Origin of the sequence: Streptomyces albospinus, from assembly GCF_014648695.1 — a bacterium.
In the GTDB taxonomy this organism is placed as follows: domain Bacteria; phylum Actinomycetota; class Actinomycetes; order Streptomycetales; family Streptomycetaceae; genus Streptomyces; species Streptomyces albospinus.
In genome coordinates this window covers 51,110-70,276 of record NZ_BMRP01000014.1, presented here as the reverse complement: position 1 = coordinate 70,276, position 19,167 = coordinate 51,110, and the positions used below count along the sequence as shown (strand labels likewise).

Below are 19,167 nucleotides of genomic sequence, written 5' to 3'. Positions count from 1 at the left end.
CCGGCTCCCGCGCGCCGCTACTTCGCGCCGTCCGTCGTCGCCCGCCAGGTGACCGGCTGGGCCCCGTCCCCGTTCCCCTGGAAGGTCAGCGACGCCGGCGGGTCGCCCTTCGGCAGCATGTGGATGGTGCACTCGGTCACCGTCGCACCCGGCTTCACCATCTTGTCGGGGGTGGCTTCGGGGCACTGGGCGACCCCCGGGCCGCCGATGTCGAGCAGGAGCAACTTCCGCGCCTGCTGCCCGCTGACGCTGGTCAGCGTCATGCTGTCGTTCATGCTCGGCAGCAGGTCGTACTTGCCGGTGTTCTTGTACTCCACCGTCACGTAGTACGGGATGAGCTTCTTCTGGTCCGCGTGCAGGTCGAAGCGGCTCAGATCGGCGAGGGATCCGGCGCGGACGCTCTTCGGGGTGGCCAGGACCGTGACCGTATGGCGGTCGCTGTCCGTCGTGGCCGCATCGGCGGGCTTGTTCGCGGGCAGCACTCCGGCCGCGCCTCCCTGGGTGCCGCCGATCTGCCACAGCAGGGCGTCGCCGCCGTCGTCCTTGTAGGAGACGTTCGCCGGCTTCTGCCCCTTGGACAGCATGAAGATCTGGCAGACGGCCGTGGACTCGCCGGGGGCCAGCTGCTCCTTCCCGGCCTCACGGCACTCGGGCGGCAGGCCGGAATCGGTGGCCAGCGGGTTGGTCCGGAACAGCGAGACCTGTTCGCCGGCCTGGCCGTCCGCCCCGGTGACCGAGAAGTTCCGCTCCGGGTAGAGCCCCTTCTCGGTCTCCTTGCCGGTGTTGGTGTAGGAGAAGGTGAGGTAGTACGGCACCTTCCCCTTGAGGTCGTCGTCCAGCCGGATGTGCGCGAGGTCGGACCCGTCACCGCGGGCCAGGCGGGTGGGCTTGAGCCGCAGCGGGTGCGCCTTGTGGTCGGTGTCGGTCCAGGTCGCCGTACGGGCCGCGGACTCCATCGGGAGCGGCTTGGCGGGAACGACGGCGGGGGACGGCCCCGGTGCCGCCTTGCCACCGGTCGTGCCGCCGCATCCCGCGGCCAGCAGCATGAGCACGCTCACCCCTGCGGCACCGGCTATACCTCTGCGCACCCGCACATGAACCCCCGTGAAGTCGTCCTTCGAAGCCGTCGCTCGAACTGGTTGTCCGGAGCGTCGGTTGGCGTGGCAGGCCGCGCGGGGCCGGCACCGCCGTGCCCCGCTGACGCCGGCCGGACAAACCGACCGGGACGTCCACCACATTAACCGGCGGGCACCGAGGCAATTCCGGTGGCCCCGGGACAGATCCCGGACAGGGCCCCGGGCAGCGCCCCGGACAGAGCGCAGCCAGATCGCCTCGTCGCGTTCCGCCGGCGCGGCCCGCCCCGCAGGCCGCCTCAGGCTGCCTTGGTCGCCTTGGTCGCCTTGGTCGCCTTGGTCGCCTTGGTCGCCTTGGTCGCCTTGGTCGCCTTGGTCGCCTTGGTCGCCTTGGTCGCCTTGGTCGCCTTGGTCGCCTTCAGTGAATACATCAGCGGGATACGGGGCCGGTCATCCGGAAACCGGTAGAACCCGTCGCCGCCCCGCCGCAGCTCCCCGAATCGCTGAAACATCGTCATGTCGTGCTCACGCAGGAATTCGATACGCAGTCCGGCACCCGCCACCGCGCTGATGACATCCCCGAGCGGGTGCTGCCACTCGACGCTCCGGTTGTGGACCGTCGCCGCGCCGAAGTCCGTATAGCTGCCGGGAGTGTTCTCTTCCCACGCCTCACGGCGGAAGTAGTCATGGGTCACCCGCGAGCCCGTCCCGTCGTCCAGCGCATCGCACAGCGGATGGAATTCGGCGAGGTAGAGAAACCCGCCGGGGGCGACCAGCGACGCGGCGGTTTCGGCCCAACGGACCAGGTCCGGAAGCCAGTTCACCGCGCCGATGCCGGTGTAGACGATGTCGTACGCGGCGTCGGGGACGGCTTGCACGGCGTCATAGACATCGGCGGCCACGAAGGACGCGCGCTCCGGTCCGTAGCCGAACTCGGCGGCCAGTTCGCGGGCCGCCGCGATGGCCGGTGCGGAGAAGTCCAGGCCGACGACGCGGTCCGCGCCGCGATGCGCCCACGACAGCGTGTCCTGGCCGAAGTGGCACTGGAGATGGAGCAGGCTCCGACCGGTGACGTCGCCGACCTCCGCGGCCTCGAATTCACGAATGACATCCCGGGTCCGCCGGAATGCCGCCTGGTCGTAATAATCGCTCGCGGTGTGGAGAGGCACCCGCTCGTCCCACCTCGCGCGGTTCGCCTCGCGCCAGTCGTCGGGCATGTGGTGTCGCATAGCGCGAAGTTATCCACAGCCTGTCGGCCTCGCCAACGCATTTCCTGCGGTGGGCGCAGAATGGCCCCATGACTGACGAGACCACAGGCCCCGGCCACACCCCCGCCGACCCGCCCCCGCCCGCCCCCGATTCCGCCGACGCCACCGCCTCGGCCAAGGGTCCGCGCGGCGCCGGCAGCGCGGCCGACGGCTCGGCCGGTCCCGCCACCGATCTGCCGGACTGGGAGAAGCGCTTCCGCGCCCCGCGGATCGGGCTGCCGGAGTGGGCCGAGTACGCCCCGGACCGCTCCCTGTTCGTCTCGAACGCCACCGGCACCTTCGAGCTCTACGCCTGGGACCGCGCGACCGGCGGCCAGCGGCAGGCCACCGACCGCCCGCACGGCACGACGGACGGCACGCTGTCGCCGGACGGCGAGTGGATCTGGTGGTTCTCCGACACCGACGGGGACGAGTTCGGCGTCTGGATGCGGCAGCCGTTCGCGGGCGGCGCGGACGAACCGGCCGCGCCGGGGCTCTCCCCCTCCTATCCAGGCGGGCTGGCGATCGGCCGCGACGGCACGGCGGTCATCGGCCGCTCCACGGACGAGGACGGCTCGACGGTCCACGTCGTACGGCCCGGGGAGCCGCCGGTGGAGATCTACCGCCACCGCGAATCGGCGGGCGTCGGCGACCTCTCCCACGACGGTTCGCTGATCGCCGTGGAGCACACCGAGCACGGCGATGCGATGCACTCCGCCATCCGCATCGTCCGCCCGGACGGCTCCACCGTCGCCGAGCTGGACGACACCCAAGGCGGCACCGAGGAACTGGGCTTGTCGGTAATGGGGTTCGCGCCGGTGGACGGTGACAGCCGGCTCCTGGTGGGGCATCAGCGGCGGGGCCGCTGGGAGCCGATGATCTGGGATCCGCTGACAGGCGTGGAAACCGCCCTGGAGATCGACCTGCCCGGCGACGTGGGCGCGGACTGGTATCCGGACGGATCGGGGCTGCTGATCGATCACGAATACCAGGCCCGCAGCGAGCTGTGGCGCTACGACCTGGGCACACCGGGCACCGCGGACGACGCCCGGACCGGCGGCCCCGCGCTGGCCCGGGTCGAGACCCCCTCCGGCACGGTCTCCGGCGCGACGGCCCGCCCGGACGGAACGGTCGAGTTCCTCTGGTCGTCCGCGGCCCAGCCCCCGGAGGTCCGGTCGACGAGCGGCACCGTGGTCCTGGACCCGCCCGGCATGAAGTCCCCCGAATCGGTCCCGGTGACCGACGCCTGGGTGGACGGGCCCGGCGGCCGAATCCACGCCCTGGTGCAACAGCCGCCCGGCAACGGCCCCTTCCCGACCGTCTTCGACATCCACGGCGGCCCGACCTGGCACGACAGCGACGCCTTCGCCTCCTCACCGGCCGCCTGGGTCGACCACGGCTTCGCCGTCGTCCGCGTCAACTACCGCGGCTCGACCGGCTACGGCCGCGCCTGGACGGACGCGCTCAAACACCGCGTCGGGCTGATCGAGCTGGAGGACATCGCCGCGGTGCGCGAATGGGCGGTCTCCTCCGGCCTGGCCGACCCGGATCGGCTGGTGCTCGCGGGTGGCTCCTGGGGCGGCTATCTGACGCTGCTGGGCCTGGGCACCCAGCCGGACGCCTGGGCGGTGGGCCTCGCCGCGGTCCCGGTGGCGGACTACGTCACGGCCTACAACGACGAGATGGAAGCCCTCAAGGCCATGGACCGCACGCTGCTGGGCGGCACCCCGGAAGAGGTCCCCGAGCGCTTCGAGGCGTCCTCCCCGCTGACCTACGTCGACGCGGTCCGCGCCCCCGTCTACATCTCCGCCGGCGTCAACGACCCCCGCTGCCCGATCCAGCAGGTCGAGAACTACGTCCAGCGCCTGGAAGACCGCGGCCACCCGCACGAGGTCTACCGCTACGACGCCGGCCACGGCTCCCTCGTGGTGGAGGAACGCATCAAGCAGGTCCGCCTTGAACTCGACTTCGCACGGAGGCATGTGAAGCCGAAGGACTAGAAAGTGGGGGGCGGGGGGGAGGGGGCGGGGGGGAGCCCCCTCCCGCGGCCCAGGCCCAGCCAGCCCCCGGAGATCAGACAGGCTCCCAGGGACAGTCAGGCCCCAGGTACAGGGCTCGGTAGGGCCCCGGGCTCAGGCGCGGGCCACGGCCTTCTCCCCGTCCCCGCCCCCGTCGGCCTCAGTATCCGAGGCCGGTGCGGGGGCCGAGACGGGAGCCGGTCCGGGAGCCGGTCCGGGAGCCGGTTCGGGGGCTGGTTCGGGGGCTGGTTCGGGGGCTGAGCCCGAGGCCGTATCGGCAGTCGCGACATCCGCAGTCGCCGCGCCCGGTGCGCCCGGTGCGCCCGTCGCAGCCTTCGCCATCGCCGCGGCTTCCGCACCCGCGCCGGCCTTCCCGCCCGTCACGGCTTCCGCGCCCGCCCCGGCTCCCGCCCCCGTCGCAGCTCCCGCACTCTCCGGAGCATTCGCGTTCGACGCATCCTCCAAGCTCGCCGCAGCCTTCGAGTTCGACGCGGTCTCCGATTTCGCCGCAGCCTTCGAGTCCGTGTCGGTGCCCGCCGGTCCCTCCGGGAGGATTCCCAGGGCCGCGTCCTTGGCGGCTTCGGCCTCGCGACGTACGAGGCGGAACCACATGAAGACGACAAATCCCGCGAAGACGAACCACTCGCCGGTGTAGCCGAGGTTCTGGAACGCCTTCATGTCCAGGCCGCCGCCCTCCGCGGCGACCGGCGGGACGGCGTGCAGCGGGGCCGGCGGGTCGGCAAGCGTGATCCAGGCGTCGTAGACCCCGTACGGCACGATGTTGACCAGCGACGCCGCGCTGATCATGCCGAGCTGTCCCTGCGGCAGACCGCCACCGGCCTGCACCCCGTCCGTGCCCTGACTCTCGGACGCCTGCAACGCGCCGGTCACCGTCACTTCGCCCTTGGGCGGCGCGGGCACCTTCGCCGTATCGGCCGGCACATTCGCGTCGCCGGGCAGCCAGCCCCGTACGACCGGGAGGGCCTTGCCGCTGTCCGTGCGCAGCAGGGTCAGGACGTAGAAGCCCTGCTGGTCACCGTTCTTGTCCTTCAAGGTGCGGCCCGGTACGAGCAGTTGGTGCGCCGTGTCGTAGTGGCCGCGGGCGCTGGCCTGGCGGCCGGAGGTGACCTGGTCGACGGGCAGCAGGCTGTCCAGGGGACGGGCAGCCGCGGTCTTGGCCTGGGCGGATCGGTTCTCCTGCTGCTGGTGCGTGGCGACCCGGGCGTCGAAGCGGCTCAGCTGCCAGCTGCCCATGAAGATGCAGAAGGGGATCGCCAGTACGGCGAAGACGTTGATTCCCCACCACCGCGGGGTCAGCAGGAACCGGTACACCCCACCAACGGTACGGGGCCCGCACCGCGCGGCGGCACCGCCCCCTCCCGCCGCGGCCCCGGGCACCTGGACCTGCGCAGATGACGGTCAGCGCATCACAGCCGGCGGATGGCAGTCAGGCCATGAGGGACACCGACGGCAGGCAGCCCATGGAATGCGGCCCCCACCGCGAAACATCCCACCGCACAACGCCCCACCGCGAGACACCCCGCCCCGGAAGCGCCCGGCCACGAAGAAGTACCGGCCCCGAAGAAGTACCCGCTACGAAGCCGCCAGTGGTGCCGTGCGGTACACCGTCCCCGCGCACGCTTCCGCGATCTTGGCGTCCGCGGCGACCGGTTCGCCGGCCTCCGGGGTGTGGCTGAGGAGCACCCCGCCGGCCGCCGCCCCACTGCCCCCGGTAGCGCCGCCGCCCGCCTGACCGCCTCCGGCCCCGTCGGGAGGCGGCGCGGCGGCGGCCGGGGACGCCGCCGGTCCCTTGGACGGATCGGGGGTCGGCGACGGTCCCGGCGTGACGCAACCGGTCTTGCCGCCGCCCGCCGCCGGGATCCAGGCGAACTTGACCTCGTACGCCTGCCCCGGCTTCAGCACCAGCTGGTCAGGGGTCGTCGCCGGATCCGGCAGCCCGGTGGCGTCGTCGCCCGTCGTGTGGTCGACGACATGGACCTTGTCCGACTTCGTGGAGCCCTGCGGGGTCAGGTCGACGGTTCCGCCGCCCTGTACCGAACAGGCGGCGCTGGACGTGTTGACCACCCGGAACGCGCCGTAGACCCGTCCCACGGAGTCCGCCGGCGCGACCGTGCTGGTCGCCCGGCCGAGCTGGTCGCGTCCGCAGGCAGGCGAGGAGACGTCCATGGTGGTGTTCGGGGCGGGCGTACCGACGCCGGCGACCGCGCCCGCGCCGGGAGTTGCGGCGTCTTGGTCCCCCGTGCCCGCGGTCCTGCCGCTGCCGGGCTTCCGGCCGTCGTTGCCGGTCGGCCGCGCACTGGCCTGCCCGGTGCCTTCGCCGCGCGTACCCGCGGTGTCGTGTTCGGCGCGCCGGCTGCTGGCGGCGTTGGCGGAACGGTCCCCGGAGCCGTCGACGAAGTCGGCGACATGGACCATCGCCGGGATCGCCGTACCGCCGAGGAGCACCACGGCCGCCGCGCCCACGAGGGCGTGCCGCCGCCGCTGGCGCCGGGCCGGTACCGCGCGCCGCAGCTGATCCAGCGCGTCCGCCGCGGGCTCCAGATCGGCGACGCGGGACTGCAACAACCGTCTCAGCTCATCCTCGCCACCGAGGCCCCCACCACCGAAGCCCCCACCACCGAAGCCCTCGCCGCCGAACCCCCCACCGGTCGAACCACCGCCCCCGTCCCCGGAACCGGCACCCGAACCGGATCCGGAAGCAGAACCGGATCCGGAAGCAGAACCAGAGGCGGAAGCGGAACCAGAGGCGGAACCAGAAGAGGACGCATCCCCCTCACCCCCACGACCAGCGCTCTCCGCACCGCCGGCCCTATACGCACCACGGGTCTTATCCGCACCACCGGTCCTGTACGCACCACCGGCCCCATCCGCCGCACCAGCGTTCCCGTACGCACCACCGTTCCCGGCCTCCCGGCCGGTCTCGTCCGTGCTGCCGAGCCCGGTTCCGCGCCCGGCTCCTGCCCCCTTCACGCCGGAGCCTCCATAGCGACGCGGAGCGCCGCGATCCCGCGCGATCCGTACGCCTTGACCGAGCCGAGGGATATGCCCAGCGTCTGCGCGACCTGAGCCTCCGTCATATCGGCGAAGTAGCGCAGCACCAGCACCTCGCGCTGGCGGCGTTGCAGTCCGCGCATCGCCTGGATCAACTGGTCGCGTTCCAGCAGGTCGTACGCGCCCTCCTCGGCGCTCGCCATGTCGGGCATCGGCTTGGACAGCAGCTTGAGCCCGAGGATGCGGCGGCGCAGCGCGAAGCGCGAGAGGTTGACGACGGTCTGCCGCAGATACGCGAGGGTCTTCTCGGGGTCGCGGACCCGCCCGCGCGCGGAGTGCACACGGATGAAGGCTTCCTGGACGACGTCCTCGCAGGAGGCGGTGTCGTCGAGGAGCAGCGCGGCCAGGCCGAGGAGCGAGCGGTAGTGCGCGCGATACGTCTCGGTGAGGTGGTCGACTGTGGTGCCCGCAGCCATCGCGTCGTCAGTGTCCCCACGCTGAGAAGGAACCTGCGCGGGGCGCGCGGCGGGCCAGGGGGCGATCACCGGCATGCCCCCGGGCACCCGCGGGAGCTGCGGGCGCACTGCCGCGCCTGCCGCACCCACCGGAGCGATGGTGAAACCGAGTACCTCTGCCACGCCTGTTGGACACGCTTCCCCCCAAAAGGGTTGTACGCGCAAGGCATCGCTTGTGACGATGCATTAAATGCCCTCATGCGTACCAGCTCTTCCCCAATGTCCCATTCGCCCCGACGTATTCGCCCCGCCACCCAGGACCCTGGAACAGCCCGCGGACACTTCGGACCGCCCGCAGGTGGCCGGAGAGACGCCCCCCACAGGCCGACGGTTGCAGCACCGAGGGAAGCGAATGATCGAACAGAACATCAGCCCAGCTCAAGCGGTTCGGACCAGCGCCCAGCGCACACAATCTTCACATGGCCTACAAATTATGTCCCAGGCGCCCCGACCCACGACACCCCATCCGGCCAACTCGCGCCCCAGGACCGGCCGGCACGGATCGACGGGCCCGCCCACCGCGCCGGCCCACCGGACGCGCCTACGCCCGCGGCTCCCCGACCGCCGTCTCGGCCGCGACCAACTCCCCGATCTGCGCCGTGTTCAGCGCCGCCCCCTTGCGCAGGTTGTCCCCGCACACGAAGAACTCCAGCGCCCGCGGATCGTCCAGCGACCGCCGCACCCGGCCCACCCACGTGGGATCCGTCCCCACCACATCCGCCGGGGTCGGGTACTCGCCCTCCGCCGGGTCGTCGCTCAGGACGACGCCGGGGGCCGCCGCCAGTATCTCGTGCGCGCCCGCGACCGTGACCTCGTTCTCGAACCGCGCGTGCACGGCCAGCGAATGCGTGGTGATCACCGGGACCCGTACGCAGGTCGCGATCACCGGCAGATCCGGCAGCCCCAGGATCTTGCGGGACTCGTTGCGGATCTTCAGCTCCTCCGAGGACCAGCCGTCCTCCTGGAGCGAGCCCGCCCAGGGCACGACGTTGAGCGCGAGCGGCGCCGGGAACGGGCCCAGGGTGTCGCTGACCGCCCGCCGCACATCGCCCGGCGTGGTGCCCAGATCCGTACCGGACACCGCCGCGAGCTGCGCCCGCAGCGTCTCGGCGCCGGCCTGCCCGGCCCCCGACGCGGCCTGGTACGAGGAGACGATCAGCTCGCTCAGCCCGTACTCGGCGTGCAGCGCGCCCAGCGCCACGATCATCGAGAGGGTGGTGCAGTTCGGATTGGCGATGATGCCGCGCGGTCGCATCCGGGCCGCGCACGCATTGACCTCGGGCACCACCAGCGGCACGTCGGGATCCATCCGGAACGCGCCCGAATTGTCCACCACGACCGCGCCCTTGGACACCGCGACCGGCACCCACTGCGCGGCGACCTCGTCGGGCACGTCGAACATCGCGACGTCGATGCCCTCGAACGCGTCCTCGCTCAGTCCGACGACCTCGACCTCTTCACCCCGCACGGTCAGCTTGCGGCCGGCCGAGCGGGGAGAAGCGATCAGCCGGATCTCGCCCCAGACGTCGGCCCGCTCGGAAAGGATCCCGAGCAGGACCGCGCCGACGGCGCCGGTGGCGCCGACGACGGCGAGATCCGGCTTGGCGGCCGTACGGGCCTGCGCCCTCGCCGTGTCAGCGAAGGACGGACGGCCCGCCTCGGCCGGAATCATCGTCCGGTGCCGCCATAGACGACGGCTTCGTCGCTCTCGGTGTCGAGTCCGAAGGCGCTGTGCACGGCCTGCACCGCCTCCTTGACGTCATCGGCGCGGGTGACGACCGAGATACGGATCTCGGAGGTCGAGATGAGCTCGATGTTCACACCCGCGTTGGACAGCGCCTCGAAGAACGTCGCGGTGACGCCCGGGTTGGTCTTCATCCCCGCGCCGACCAGCGAGATCTTGGCGATCTGGTCGTCGTAGCGGAGCGAGTCGAAGCCGACCGCGGCACGGGTCTTCTCCAGCGCCGCGACGGCCTTGCGGCCCTCGTCCTTCGGCAGCGTGAAGGAGATGTCCGTCAGCCCGGTGGAGGCCGCCGACACGTTCTGGACGACCATGTCGATGTTGACCTCGGAGTCCGCGATGGCACGGAAGATGCGCGCGGCCTCGCCCGGCTTGTCCGGGACCCCGACGACCGTGACCTTCGCCTCGGAGGTGTCGTGTGCGACGCCCGAGATGATCGCCTGCTCCATCGGCCTGTCCCCTTGCGGTTCGTTGCTGACCCACGTGCCCTTCAGCCCCGAGAAGGACGAGCGGACGTGGATCGGGATGTTGTAACGGCGTGCGTACTCGACGCAGCGGTGCAGCAGCACCTTGGAGCCGGAGCTGGCCAGCTCCAGCATGTCCTCGAACGAGATCTGGTCGATCTTCCGGGCCTTCTTCACGACCCGCGGGTCGGCGGTGAAGACACCGTCCACATCGGTGTAGATCTCACAGACCTCCGCGTCAAGGGCGGCGGCCAGCGCCACGGCGGTGGTGTCCGAGCCACCCCGCCCCAGCGTCGTGATGTCCTTCTTGTCCTGGGACACACCCTGGAAGCCGGCGACGATGGCGATGTTGCCCTCGTCGACCGAGTCCCGGATCCGGCCCGGCGTGACATCGATGATCCGTGCCTTGTTGTGCACGGAGTCGGTGATGACACCTGCCTGGCTGCCGGTGAAGGACTGCGCCTCGTGGCCGAGGTTTTTGATCGCCATCGCCAGCAGGGCCATGGAGATCCGCTCTCCGGCGGTCAGCAGCATGTCGAACTCGCGCCCCGACGGAATCGGGGACACCTCCTGAGCGAGATCGATCAGCTCGTCCGTCGTGTCGCCCATCGCCGAAACCACGACGACCACCTGGTGGCCGTTCTTCTTGGCTTCGACGACTCGCTTGGCAACGCGCTTGATGCCCTCGGCATCCGCAACGGATGAGCCGCCGTACTTCTGCACGACAAGGCCCACGTGCGCTCCTCGCAACTGTCTCTGCGGGAGGGAGTCCCTCCCGGACCCCCGGAAATGGGGGTACTGCGGTCGGCTCAGTCTAACGAGCGGGCGGAATACGCCCCGCTACTACCACATGGTGAGACGCAAAACTCACGCTTCGATCATCTCGCCCGCCAACCTCACGCCTCGGCGAGCACCGTGAACGCCGCGTCCCTCGGCAGCTCCGCGCGGTGCACCGTCGCACCGGCTCGGCCACCACCTGCCCGCTCCACACCCGGACACACGGGAACGTAACTCAGGTCACACCCCGCACACCGGCCGGCATGCGACGGTCACCCTGCGCTCACACCCCGCGCACCCCCAGCGGCCCGGCGATCTCCGCCGCCATGACCTTGCCGGCCTCCTCGGCGAGCCGGTCCTCGTCCCCGTTGGCGTCGCTGTCGGTGTCCAGGCCGTCCAGCGCGTCCAGCGGCTGGTCGAGGCGTACGTGGGCGACCAGCGACTGGAGGGCGCGCAGCGCGGCCGAGGCGGTCGGGCCCCAGTTGGAGAGGTAGGAGAACTGCCACCACCACAGCGCCTCGGTGACCCGGCCCTCGCGGTAGTGCGCGAGACCGTGCCGCAGGTCGGTGATGATGTCGGCGAGGTCGTCGGAGATCCGCGAGGCCACCGGCTCGCTGCGCGGCACGTACGGGTCGAAGACCTCGGAGTACACGTCCACCGGGTCCAGCAGCCGCGCGAACCGCTCGCGCAGCTCGTCGACATCCGGCTCCGGACCGGTGTCCGGTTCGTACCGCTCATCGGGAACGATGTCCTCATGGGCACCCAGCCGGCCGCCCGTGAGCAGCAGCTGGGAGATCTCCAGCAACAGGAAGGGCACCGCGCTGTCCGGCTCGTCGCCCTTGGCGACCTCGGTCACCGCAACGATGAAACTCTCGATCGAGTCGGAGATCGATACGGCGAAGTCGTCCGGGTTCTGTGTCGCGTTGTGCAGCGTGGCATCAGACATCGAGAAGTCTCCTCCCTTCGAAGGCCCGCCCGAGCGTGACCTCGTCGGCATACTCCAGATCGCCTCCGACCGGCAGTCCGCTGGCCAGTCGCGTCACTTTGAGGCCCATCGGCTTGATCATGCGGGCCAGGTACGTGGCCGTGGCCTCGCCCTCCAGATTCGGGTCGGTGGCCAGGATCAGCTCGGTGACCGAGCCGTCCGCGAGCCTGGCCAGCAGTTCCCGTATCCGCAGGTCGTCGGGGCCGACGCCCTCGATCGGACTGATCGCCCCGCCGAGGACGTGGTACCGGCCGCGGAACTCCCTCGTCCGCTCGATCGCCACGACGTCCTTGGGCTCCTCCACGACGCAGATGACCGCCGGATCGCGCCGCGGGTCCAGGCAGACCCGGCACTGCTCCTCCTGCGCGACATTGCCGCACACGGTGCAGAACCGGACCTTCGCCTTGACCTCCATCAGCGCGTTCGCGAGCCGGCGGACATCGGTCGGCTCGGCCTGAAGGATGTGGAAGGCGATCCGCTGCGCGCTCTTGGGACCGACGCCGGGCAGCCTGCCCAACTCGTCGATCAGGTCCTGGACCACGCCTTCATACACGGAACGTCTTCTCTCTCTTCTGCCGTGCTGCGTACGCTAGTTGGCTACTCCTCAGAAGGGGAGACCGGGGATGCCACCGCCGCCCAGCCCCTGGGCGAGCGGGCCGAGCTTCTGCTGCTGGAGCTTCTGAGCACTGGCGTTGGCGTCCCGGACCGCCGCGAGGACGAGATCGGCGATGGTCTCGGCGGTGTCCTCCGCGGAGTCGGTGTCGACCGCCTTCGGGTCGATCACCAGCCCCTGGAGCTCACCGGAACCCGTCACCGTCGCCTTGACCAGGCCGCCGCCCGCGGAGCCCTCCACGGGCGTCTCCGCCAGCTCCTGCTGGGCGGCTGCGAGGTCCTGCTGCATCTTCTGGGCCTGCTGAAGCAGCTGCTGCATATTGGGCTGACCACCGGGGATCACGACGTGACTCCTGCCATACGACAACGATTGGTGCGGTAGCCCGAGCCTACGTGTTTCCCGGGCCCCGCGCCCTACGCCGCAGGGAGGAGCACGGATGTACCCCTGAGGTCCCGCACACCCCGCCCGCCCCAACCTCAGCAGGGTCCGGCAGAGCGGTCATACGCGAGTCATATGCGCCTGAATATGCCCATACCAAGCGAAACTTCACGATCACCCACCGCTGCCACTCCCCCTCACCTGTGACCCCCCGTCACTCGTTGTTGAACTCCTCGACGACCGTCGCGCCGAGCTCGCGCACGATCAGCTCATGCCCGCTGAGCGCCGAGTCGACGAGATCCGGATCGTCCTCGGCCGGCATGTCGTACTCGATCGCCATCGGCGGCTCCGGCGGACTGTACGAAGGCTCCGCCGGCGGCCCGCCCTGGCCCCCGCCCGCAGACGCCGGCGGGGCCACCGCCTCCCGCGCCATCCGCGCCCCCTGGCTGCCGCCACCGCCCGGCCCGTACTGCCCACCGGGGGCCTCGGGCGCCGGGGCGCTCGGCTGGGGCGCCGACGGCGGAACCGCCTGCGGCGGCGCGGCCGGGGCACCGCCGCCGAAGCCGCCCCCGCCGCCGCGGGCACCGCCGGCCGGCGGATGGGCCCCGCCCGACGGATCGACGATCGCCTCGACCCGCCACTGGAGCTGGAACCGCTCGGCCAGCACGTCCTTGAGGACGTCCTCGCTGCCGCCGTTCGCGAAGCTGTCCCGGGCCCCGGCATTGGGGAAGCCGATCTGCAACGTCGTCCCGTCGAACCCGGAGACCTGGGCGTTCTGGCTCAGCAGGATCCACGTGAAGCGCCGCCGGTCCTTGACCGCGTCCAGGATCTGCGGCCACATCTGCCGCACCTGCGCGGCCCCCTGCGCCACCCCGCCCTGGACCTGCTGCCCCACAGGCGCGGGCCCACCGGCGGCCGGCCCGGCCGCCCCCGGCGCGGACGCCCCGCCAAAACCACCGGCCCCGGAAGCACCAGGCGCCCCCTGGCCTCCCTGACTTCCTTGCCCCCCCTGACTTCCCTGGCCTCCCTGCCCCGGCGCCACGGCCGACGGCCAGCTGCCGGGCTGCCGCCCGCCGCCCGCCGCACCGCCACCGCTCCGCTGCGCACCCCCCGGCCACGCCCCGGGCCGCACTCCGTCACGCCCACCGTCCGCCGGACCGCCCTGCGGCCCGCCCGGAGCACCACCCTGCGGAGCAGGAGCGCCCTGGGGAGCAGGAGCGCCCTGGGGTGCCGCCTGACCACCGTCATACGCACCGCCCGACGTCGCACCCGCACCTCCCGGAGCGGCAGCCGCCACAGCACCGCCACCAGCACCAGCACCAGCACCCGTATCGGCACCGCCGCCCGTGGCCCCGCGCACCGCGGCCCGCGCCGCGGCGGGCCCGGACGGCCCGGCCGGCATCGGCGGATGCACCTGGGGCCCCGGCGCATACGCGACCGCAGGTGCTGCGCCCCCGGACTCCAGAATCGCTCCACCGGGACCGACGGCCTCGCCCCCACCGGGACCGCCCATGCCGCCGCCCGGACCAGCCGGGCCGCCCAGGGCCACCGCACCCGCGCCCATGCCCCGCTCCAGGCGGTCCAGCCGCGCCTGCACCGACCGCTCGTCGTCGTACGCCGCGGGCAGCAGCACCCGTGCGCAGATCAGCTCCAGCTGGAGCCGCGGCGAGGTCGCCCCGCGCATCTCCGTCAGGCCCGTGTTCACCAGGTCCGCGGCCCGGCTCAGCTCTCCCGGACCGAACACCGCGGCCTGCGCCGTCATCCGCTCCACGACGTCGGCGGGCGCGTCGATCAGCCCCTTCTCCGCCGCGTCCGGCACCGCCGCCAGGATCACCAGGTCCCGCAGCCGCTCCAGCAGATCCGCCACGAACCGGCGCGGATCGTTCCCGCCCTCGATGACCCGGTCGACGACCTCGAAGGCCGCCGCCCCGTCCCCCGCCGCAAACGCCTCCACGACGGAATCCAGCAGCGACCCGTCCGTGTACCCCAGCAGGGCCGTCGCCATGGCATACGTCACACCGTCCGCACCGGCCCCGGAGAGGAGCTGGTCCATCACCGACATCGAGTCGCGCACCGACCCGGCCCCGGCCCGCACCACCAGCGGCAGCACCCCGTCCTCGACCGGGATGTCCTCCCGCCCGCACACCTCCGCCAGGTACTCCCGCAGCGTCCCGGGCGGCACCAGCCGGAACGGATAGTGGTGTGTACGCGACCGGATCGTCCCGATGACCTTCTCGGGCTCCGTCGTGGCGAAGATGAACTTCAGATGCTCCGGCGGCTCCTCGACGACCTTCAGCAGGGCGTTGAATCCCGCCGAGGTCACCATGTGCGCCTCGTCGATGATGTAGATCTTGTACCGGCTGCCGGCCGGCCCGAAGAACGCCTTCTCCCGCAGCTCACGCGCGTCGTCGACACCACCATGGGACGCCGCGTCGATCTCGATCACATCGATCGATCCCCGGCCGTTCCTCGCCAGGTCCACACACGACTGGCACGTCCCGCAGGGTGTGGGAGTGGGACCTTCCTCACAGTTCAAGCACCGCGCCAGGATCCGCGCGCTCGTCGTCTTGCCGCAGCCGCGCGGCCCGCTGAACAGATAGGCGTGGTTGACGCGGTTGTTCCGCAACGCCTGCTGAAGCGGATCGGTCACGTGCTCTTGCCCGATGACCTCGGCGAAGGTCTCGGGGCGATAGCGGCGGTACAGCGCAAGGGACGACACGCATACGACGATATCGGGCCCCACTGACAACCGGCTGCCCCGCAAACGCAAGCGCCCCCCACGCACCCGCCAGAGCCGACCTACCCTTGCTGCCTTCCGGCCCTGGGGGAGTTCAGTCAGATAGCGCCACGTGAGGGGCTGTGCTCCACATTAGCGGATCCACCCCCCAAGAAACGACCCGGTCCCCGACCTCGCCTCCCCGCCGGCCCCCTCCCCCGGATCATGTTCGCGAGCACTGCCCGACGTCTTGTATTGTTTGCGGCGGAGGATTCGCCTAGTGGCCTAGGGCGCACGCTTGGAAAGCGTGTTGGGGGCAACCCCTCACGAGTTCGAATCTCGTATCCTCCGCACCGCCCGTCAGGGCAACCGAAGGGCCCCGCTGATCTTCAGCGGGGCCCTTCGTGATCTTCCGTCTCGGTTGGGGTCGGCTGAGCCCTCGTTCTCTGTGACTTCTCAGTGACGTGCCCGCGCCGGACCGCCCCGCCCGGCGCGACGCGGATCGTCCGGTGGGTGTGGTGGGCGGTTCCCGCGGCGCTGCGGTTCTTCTGCATCCGTTCGTAGGGCTCTTCGAGGTGTTCCGGCTCCAGGTGCTCCAGGCGCTCCGCCCTGCGGGCTCCGAGGCCGGGCACGAGGTGGGCGCGTGGAGGCCGCGCGCACCGGCGCCGGTGCCCAGGTGGCCGGCAGGCTCGCCGTCGACGGTGAACGTCGGAGCATCGGACATGAAGTCTCTTTCGAGGGACGGGCATTGAGGAGCCCGGGCCGTTCGGCCCCGACGCGGGCCGAGCGCTCCGGCGAGTTGTCGAGGAACAGACGCATCCCTCGGCCCCGTCGCGCGGGAATCTCCGGGCGTCTGTTTGCGCAGGTCAAGCGGGGTATTCGTGCCACTCGCAGGAATCCGATGCGCATCAGAAGCTCCGATGCGCAGTGCTTCTTGTCCCGCAAAGTGGAACGTGAGACGTTCGGGCCATGCCGAACCCGGGGACGTACGCAGCGCTGACCGAGCGGCTCGCCCCGGGACGTGGCCGACCTCATGGGGCTCTCCCCCGGTCGGAAAGTGCTGCGCAAGAGCGCCCTTCGCCGTAACTCGCACCATGGAGCAGGACATCCCACCGGGAGTGCCGACGATGCGCGTTCGCAGGATCACCTACGACACGAACGACCGCGTCGTCGAGGTTGCGGACATTCCATTCCCTGGTGACCGCGCTGAACTGCGGTTCGTTACCCGATTGGAGCGTTGGGCGTCATGCCGATCTTCTCTGTCGTCACTCCGGTCTTCGCCGGCGGCGATGCCTACCTGCTGGAGACCTACGAGTCCGTGGCTTCCCAGCGACTCCCGGAGGGCTGGTCTCTGCAATGGCTCGTGCAGGAGGACGGCAAGACCGGCAAGCCGCTCGACCGCCTGCCGGATCTGCCGTGGATCTCGAAAGGCGCCGGCCGGGCGGGCGGAGCTGCGCGCACGCGCACCCTCGCCCTGCACCGCGCCGATGGTCTGCTCACCCGAGCACTGGACGCCGACGATCTCTTCCCCGACGAAGCCACGGTCGCCCGCGACATCGAGGCTCTGGCCGCCGACCCCGACCTCGCGTGGACCGTGGCGCCCTGCCTCGACCGCTACCCGGACGGCCGTCTCGTCCCCGGCCCGTTCGATCCCGAACCCGGCCGTCTGCCGCCCGGCCTTCTGGCCGATGGGCTGCGCCAGGGCGCCCTTCCGGTCATGGGCACCACCGCGACGATTTACACGGACCTCATCGAACTCCACGGCGGCTGGCCGGCCATCCCGGCTTTCGAGGACGTGGGCCCCTTGCTGGCGGCCGAGGCCGTCTCCCACGGCTGGATGCAGGAGAAACCCGGTGAGATCTACCGGAAGCACCCTGCCCAGTCGACCGAGGACCCTGAGTACGCCGACGAAGAGGAGCGAGTCGCGCGGATCGCGATCGTCCTTCGTCGCGCCGACGCACTCCGCGGCCTCGGTTGGAGGTGGCGGCCCGAGAACCCCGCCACGGTCTAGCAGCGCTCCGCCGCACCCTGGACAGCCCCCACACCGGACGACCTGGTCAGGACCGAACGGCGGCGCCAAGTACCGGCCGTGCCAGCTGTGTCGGCCATGCGCCCGCGTCACGGACGGCTACGTCCCGACTCCGTCGCCACCGGCCCGCCCGTCATCGGTCGGCGAGCCGGTAGAGCTGGATGCCGGAGCGCTCCATGGCCAATCGGTAGCCGGAAGAAGGGATTTCCCGCAGGCGGGGCGACTCCCATGGGAAGTCGGGCGGGCCGCCCCGGGCGGGGTCGCTGATCAGCAGCCACTCCGGCTTGGTGCCGCTGTCCAAGGCCTGCGGGAATTGGTAGACGCGGGCGCGCGAAGTGAGCTGGGGGGCGAGGCGGTTGACGGCTGCGATCTCGGCGCCGTCGGGTACGGCGGCCATGACCTCGCGGGCCGCGTCGGCCCAGGGGCTGGGCCGCCACGCGGGGCCGGCCAGATCCCGCAGGGGCAGGAAGGGGAGAGCCAGCAGGCTTGCCGTGACGCTGACGGCCACGGCCCGGGTGACCAGCCCGGGGCGGTCCAGCCTGCCCAGCGCGTCGGCGAAGGCGAGGAGGACGATGGGCATCAGGACGGCGCTGTAGTGGTGGTCCAGCCCCCAATACGCCGGATTCGTCGACCAGAAGCGCCAGGCGAGCGTGGGCAGCGCGAGGAGGATCAGCGGTGAGCGCAGAGCCAGGAACGCCGTCGGGGCGAGCAGTGCGAGCAGCGTGCCGAGTTTCTGCGGTGGCAGCAGCAGCCGGGTGAGCGGATCGCCGGCGGCCTGGGTGGCGGTGTGGAGGTAGTCGTAGTGGCCGTCGGGGTTGAAGGCCGGGATGACGACCAGCACGATCAGCAGGCCGGACAGCACTCCGTAGGCCAGTACGGCCGTGCCCAGTCGGCGACGGCCGGACAGCAGGATGTAGAAGCCGATCGCGGTGACGGTCAGCGGTAGGTCTTCCTTGACCAGGACCAGTGGCAGCGTCCAGGCCGCGGCGGTGCGCCAGCGGCGCAGGGCCAGGCTTTCCAGGCAGAAGGCGAGCAGCGGGACCGCGAAGGCTACCTCGTGGAAGTCGAAGGCGACGGCTTTCTGGAGGCCCCAGGACAGGCCGTAGGCGATACCGATCGCGGTGCCGAGCCGTGGGGTGGTGGTGCGGATCGCCAGCCGGGTGACCGGGACGACGGACAGCGCGACCAGCGCGGCCTGGGCGGTGAGCAGGGTCAGCGGGGTCGGGAAGAGCCGGTAGAGCGGGGCGAGGGTGGCCAGGATCGGGTGGAAGTGGTCACCGAGGAGGTTGTAGCCGGCGCCCTTGAGTTCGGAGACGGGGGCGCGCAGCTCGGCGTAGGCGCGTACGGCCTGCTCGAAGATGCCCAGGTCGTAGCCGGTGGAACGGAGCTGGAGGTGCTTGGTGACCGACAGCGCGGTGTAGGCGGCGAAGAACAGCAGTGCCAGGAGGTGGGGGCGGCCCGGGCGTCGCCGGTGGGTGTCACCGCCGCGGCGCGGCACCGGGTCCGCGGACGGGCGGGGGCGAGGGCGGGACGGGGCGGGGGAGGACACCGGGCACTCCTGCGGGACGCGGACAGGGGCGTCCACCGTCGGCCGACCGG

At 71.4% G+C, this 19,167-nt stretch carries 13 protein-coding genes, 1 tRNA gene, 1 other RNA gene and 1 pseudogene; 3 read left to right on the top strand and 13 right to left on the bottom strand.

The window, feature by feature from the left end:
- Window positions 1-17 precede the first annotated feature (17 nt).
- Both IEZ17_RS20265 and IEZ17_RS20260 read right to left on the bottom strand, forming a co-directional pair.
- Entirely contained in the window at window positions 18-1,058 is a 1,041-nt protein-coding gene (locus tag IEZ17_RS20265) for a hypothetical protein (protein WP_229852438.1), read from the bottom strand.
- A gap of 314 nt (window positions 1,059-1,372) precedes the next feature.
- A complete protein-coding gene (locus IEZ17_RS20260; protein ID WP_189302111.1) occupies window positions 1,373-2,302 on the bottom strand; it encodes a class I SAM-dependent methyltransferase in 930 nt (309 codons plus the stop codon).
- Window positions 2,303-2,370: 68 nt separating this feature from the next.
- Here IEZ17_RS20260 and IEZ17_RS20255 point away from each other — a divergent pair, with 68 nt between their 5' ends.
- Window positions 2,371-4,320, top strand: a complete 1,950-nt coding sequence (locus IEZ17_RS20255; RefSeq protein ID WP_229852437.1) for a S9 family peptidase — start codon at window positions 2,371-2,373, stop codon at window positions 4,318-4,320.
- Between the two features lie 450 nt (window positions 4,321-4,770).
- Here IEZ17_RS20255 and IEZ17_RS20250 read toward each other — a convergent pair.
- The 10 genes and pseudogenes from IEZ17_RS20250 to ffs form a co-directional block, all read right to left on the bottom strand.
- Window positions 4,771-5,670 (bottom strand): annotated as a pseudogene (locus IEZ17_RS20250) (SURF1 family protein); the annotation flags it as partial.
- 261 nt (window positions 5,671-5,931) lie between these two features.
- Entirely contained in the window at window positions 5,932-6,924 is a 993-nt protein-coding gene (locus IEZ17_RS20245; protein WP_229852436.1) for a hypothetical protein, read from the bottom strand.
- A gap of 401 nt (window positions 6,925-7,325) precedes the next feature.
- Window positions 7,326-7,901: a SigE family RNA polymerase sigma factor gene (locus tag IEZ17_RS20240; RefSeq protein ID WP_189302329.1), complete on the bottom strand. Its 576-nt coding sequence runs from the start codon at window positions 7,899-7,901 to the stop codon at window positions 7,326-7,328.
- Between the two features lie 505 nt (window positions 7,902-8,406).
- Window positions 8,407-9,537, bottom strand: a complete 1,131-nt coding sequence (locus tag IEZ17_RS20235; protein WP_189302109.1) for an aspartate-semialdehyde dehydrogenase — start codon at window positions 9,535-9,537, stop codon at window positions 8,407-8,409.
- Complete coding sequence (locus IEZ17_RS20230) at window positions 9,534-10,805, bottom strand: aspartate kinase (RefSeq protein ID WP_189302100.1); 1,272 nt, start codon at window positions 10,803-10,805, stop codon at window positions 9,534-9,536. Before IEZ17_RS20230 ends, IEZ17_RS20235 begins: the two co-directional genes overlap by 4 nt.
- 325 nt (window positions 10,806-11,130) lie before the next feature.
- Entirely contained in the window at window positions 11,131-11,793 is a 663-nt protein-coding gene (locus IEZ17_RS20225) for a DUF5063 domain-containing protein (RefSeq protein ID WP_189302098.1), read from the bottom strand.
- On the bottom strand, window positions 11,786-12,385 hold the full coding sequence (gene recR / locus IEZ17_RS20220) for a recombination mediator RecR (protein WP_189302096.1): 600 nt from the start codon (window positions 12,383-12,385) through the stop codon (window positions 11,786-11,788). Before recR ends, IEZ17_RS20225 begins: the two co-directional genes overlap by 8 nt.
- Window positions 12,386-12,436: 51 nt before the next feature.
- A complete protein-coding gene (locus IEZ17_RS20215) occupies window positions 12,437-12,787 on the bottom strand; it encodes a YbaB/EbfC family nucleoid-associated protein (RefSeq protein WP_189302094.1) in 351 nt (116 codons plus the stop codon).
- A gap of 250 nt (window positions 12,788-13,037) precedes the next feature.
- The gene (locus tag IEZ17_RS20210) at window positions 13,038-15,542 is read right to left on the bottom strand and encodes a DNA polymerase III subunit gamma and tau (RefSeq protein ID WP_189302093.1); all 2,505 of its coding nucleotides are present in this window, start codon (window positions 15,540-15,542) and stop codon (window positions 13,038-13,040) included.
- 44 nt (window positions 15,543-15,586) lie between these two features.
- Window positions 15,587-15,685: signal recognition particle sRNA small type (gene ffs / locus IEZ17_RS20205), an RNA gene on the bottom strand.
- 120 nt (window positions 15,686-15,805) lie between these two features.
- Here ffs and IEZ17_RS20200 point away from each other — a divergent pair.
- A tRNA-Ser gene (locus tag IEZ17_RS20200) sits at window positions 15,806-15,890 on the top strand.
- A gap of 895 nt (window positions 15,891-16,785) precedes the next feature.
- A complete protein-coding gene (locus IEZ17_RS20195; RefSeq protein WP_189302091.1) occupies window positions 16,786-17,550 on the top strand; it encodes a GltA in 765 nt (254 codons plus the stop codon).
- Window positions 17,551-17,701: 151 nt separating this feature from the next.
- Here IEZ17_RS20195 and IEZ17_RS20190 read toward each other — a convergent pair whose 3' ends face one another.
- Window positions 17,702-19,117, bottom strand: a complete 1,416-nt coding sequence (locus IEZ17_RS20190; RefSeq protein ID WP_229852435.1) for a DUF2079 domain-containing protein — start codon at window positions 19,115-19,117, stop codon at window positions 17,702-17,704.
- Window positions 19,118-19,167 lie beyond the last annotated feature (50 nt).

Excerpts from the sequence above, each read along its gene's own strand:
- IEZ17_RS20240 (WP_189302329.1), bottom strand. The coding sequence starts at position 7,901 with ATGCCGGTGATCGCCCCCTGGCCCGCCGCGCGCCCCGCGCAGGTTCCT.
- IEZ17_RS20225 (WP_189302098.1), bottom strand. The coding sequence starts at position 11,793 with ATGTCTGATGCCACGCTGCACAACGCGACACAGAACCCGGACGACTTC.
- IEZ17_RS20235 (WP_189302109.1), bottom strand. The coding sequence starts at position 9,537 with ATGATTCCGGCCGAGGCGGGCCGTCCGTCCTTCGCTGACACGGCGAGG.
- IEZ17_RS20255 (WP_229852437.1), top strand. The coding sequence starts at position 2,371 with ATGACTGACGAGACCACAGGCCCCGGCCACACCCCCGCCGACCCGCCC.
- IEZ17_RS20195 (WP_189302091.1), top strand. The coding sequence starts at position 16,786 with ATGCCGATCTTCTCTGTCGTCACTCCGGTCTTCGCCGGCGGCGATGCC.
- IEZ17_RS20260 (WP_189302111.1), bottom strand. The coding sequence starts at position 2,302 with ATGCGACACCACATGCCCGACGACTGGCGCGAGGCGAACCGCGCGAGG.